This window comes from Caballeronia choica, from assembly GCF_001544535.1.
Taxonomy (GTDB): Bacteria; Pseudomonadota; Gammaproteobacteria; order Burkholderiales; family Burkholderiaceae; genus Caballeronia; species Caballeronia choica.
Genome location: NZ_FCON02000346.1, coordinates 1 through 2,966, shown reverse-complemented (window position 1 = coordinate 2,966; position 2,966 = coordinate 1). Strand labels below are relative to the sequence as shown.

Here is a 2,966-nt window from a genome sequence, read left to right as displayed (position 1 = left end):
ATATCGAACGGTGCCCACGGCTACTTGGCACTGTATCGGTTTGTGCCGGAGTTGGACGCCGTGTTCGTTACGGCCATACGCAGCCAACGGGAGCTGCGCTATCGTCGCGGTGATGATGACCGCTCTACGTGAACGGAGTACGACACGAGAGTCTATTGAAGGTAACGTGCCTGCGGCATTTGACATCGAGGTAATCGGCGGGCAGGTTCGCTCGCGCGAAATGCGCATCATGCCGATGTGTACTCACCGGTCCGACACGCGACACGCGACTGGAACTCAGATAGATGTCGAGAAGTGGGGAAAAACGGCAGAACAGGGCTGGATGCCCATGAAGCCAGGGAGGGTCTAATACGATGGGAGCACCGAGTTTTGTCTATACGATCTCCTGTGTCGCAAAGATGCTCGGAGAGTCGGAGGATTGGCTGGACGAACTGGCGAGTATGAACTTTGAGCCAGAGGACGGGTGTCTCGGGATCATCGACGATCTGGACGTTCCAGCTGAGCAGTTGGCCTCGGTAACCGCGTTCACCGATGCTGGGATCGAGGCGCTCAAGGAACTGTTTGCTGAGGCGAAGCGGGAGTCTGGCGGGACGGGCAGCGCAGGTAGATAGGCGCCGATCAGGAGGGTGTGCCTCTTGGGGTATTCGCTCGATCCGTGCAAAATCGCTAATCGTTTGCAAGACCGCTTGCAGCAAGGCTGTGTGAGTTCACCGTTCCGGCATAGTCGGCAGATGTGCAAGTCATCGGTTGATCGATGCTTTTCAAAATAAACCACCATTGCTTGCGCGGATTGAACGATTACGTCTGCAGCGTGCGCTTGCGAGCGACGTGTACGAGTAGCCGCCCGCGAGGCAATCATTAGAATCGCCGTCGGACTTGAAAAGCATCGGGTTGCACACGTCCATGGTGCTCTCCAGCGGATTTGACATAAGTAACTTTAGCGGCAATTAATACGGTATCCATATCAAAAAAACTGGCGAGAAACGACTTTGCGCGTTTGCGCGCTTCAATCCACGCGCTTAAGGGATGACCTTGCTTCCACGCAGGTTCCGGGTTAGGGCGCGCTAGTGTAGCGATGCATTCTTAAAGGAACTTAAGTCATTCTCACATTTCCAATGCTCACTAAGAGTCGAGTTGGAGATCGCGCGTGCGAGTTGCCCCAGAGATTGTGTTGACCAAGGAAGAGCGAGACGAGCTGACGAAATTGGCTCGCTCCAGGCTCATCAGTGTGCGGCTGGCATTGCGCGCAAAGATCGTTCTGCTTGCTGCCGACGGCATGCAGAACAAAGAGATCGCCGAGCAACTGAAGATTGGTCGCATACAAGTCTCGCGCTGGCGCGAGCGCTACATCGAGTCGCGGCTTGCGGGCATTGAGCATGATCTTGCGCGCGGAGCGCCGCCGACGAAGGTGGATGTTGCCCGGCTGGTTGAGCTGACCACGCAGAGCAAGCCCGAGGCGGCTACGCACTGGAGCACCCGCAAGATGGCGGCGGAGTTGGGCGTCAGCGCTGCCAGCGTGTCGCGGCACTGGCGCGCCAACGGCCTGAAGCCGCACCTCGTGAGAGGCTTCAAGGTCTCGCGTGACCCCAGGTTCGTCGAGAAGCTCGAGGACATCGTGGGCCTGTACATGTCGCCGCCCGAGCACGCGCTGGTGTTGTGCTGCGACGAGAAGAGCCAGGTGCAAGCGCTGGACCGCACTCAACCCGGCCTGCCACTGAAGATGGGCCGTGCGGCCACCATGACCCACGACTACAAGCGCAATGGAACGACTACCCTGTTCGCCGCACTCAACGTTTTGGACGGCCAAGTCATCGCGCAATGTCAGCAGCGCCATCGACATGTCGAATGGCTGAAGTTCTTGCGTAAGATCGATCGCGAAACGCCTAAGGACAAGACGCTGCACCTGATCGCCGACAACTACGCAACGCACAAGCATCCGGCCGTGCAAGAGTGGTTGGCCAGGCACCCTCGATTCGAAATGCACTTCACGCCCACCTCGGCATCGTGGTTGAACATGGTCGAGCGCTTCTTCCGCGATATCACGACCGAACGCCTGCGCCGTGGCATATTCACCAGCGTCCCGGAGTTGATCAAAGCAATCGACCAATACATCGCTCACCACAACACCAACCCCAAGGCGTTCATTTGGACTAAGGCCGCTCGCGACATCCTGCAGAAGGTCATTCGCGCAAACAGCCGCTTAAGTTCCAAACAGAATGCAACGCTACACTAGCTGTGACAAGGCTTTCCCTCCGACACCAAATTAATATCGTTGTAAATCATTGACTTGCTGTCTACCCGCAAACGCGTTGTCGTTGCTTCACTACGCGAGCTGACCGGCGGCAAGCGTCTTGGAATCTTGAGCCAAGCTTGGGAGCAGTCTGCTTGCATAGCGTCCCACGGGGAAAATGAAGGTTCCGCGCAGGTTGATGCCCTCCAGATGCGTCGGCGCAATCCTTCGGAGCTGCTCGGCTCCAGGCGATTCGCCTCCAGAGGCTTGTAGCACGTCCAGCGCATGCTGCATGTGCGGGTTCCATGCCATCAGAATGTTCGCGAGCAGCGTCATTACGGAAGACACGGCTGAAAGCGAATCTTCGCGCCGAGCCAATTCGACTGGGATACGGCCAACATGGATCGCGCGATGGACCACATGCACGGCCTCGCCCCGATTTAAGACGTGCTGCAACTCCGTGCGGAAGGAAGTATTCGTGAAGTAATCGATAAGGAAGATACTACGGAACAGCCGATCGATGTGGACGCCTCCGTCATAGACCGGCTGCCCACGCGCTGCGGAGCCGAAGCGAGTTAGGGCTTCAACTGTAGTGCATTCTCTTGAGCGAATCGATGAGGCAATCCTGGCAAACTCGTCCTAAACTTCTTCGATGAGATCAAGTCTGACGTCGCGGTCTGTCACGGCACAAAGCTCTTGTGGCACGTCTTAACTGCGAGGAACGTGAAGGTGCTCT

General features: G+C 57.0%; 2 protein-coding genes and 1 pseudogene. 2 read left to right on the top strand and 1 reads right to left on the bottom strand.

Going from position 1 to position 2,966, the window contains the following annotated elements; translation table 11 throughout:
- Window positions 1-353 precede the first annotated feature (353 nt).
- On the top strand, window positions 354-611 hold the full coding sequence (locus tag AWB68_RS43630) for a hypothetical protein (protein WP_087650283.1): 258 nt from the start codon (window positions 354-356) through the stop codon (window positions 609-611).
- A 536-nt stretch (window positions 612-1,147) separates the two neighbouring features.
- Complete coding sequence (locus tag AWB68_RS43625) at window positions 1,148-2,233, top strand: IS630 family transposase (protein WP_087650282.1); 1,086 nt, start codon at window positions 1,148-1,150, stop codon at window positions 2,231-2,233.
- 90 nt (window positions 2,234-2,323) lie between these two features.
- On the opposite strand, the pseudogene AWB68_RS43620 reads toward AWB68_RS43625, so the two are convergent.
- Window positions 2,324-2,966 (bottom strand): annotated as a pseudogene (locus AWB68_RS43620) (Tn3 family transposase); the annotation flags it as partial.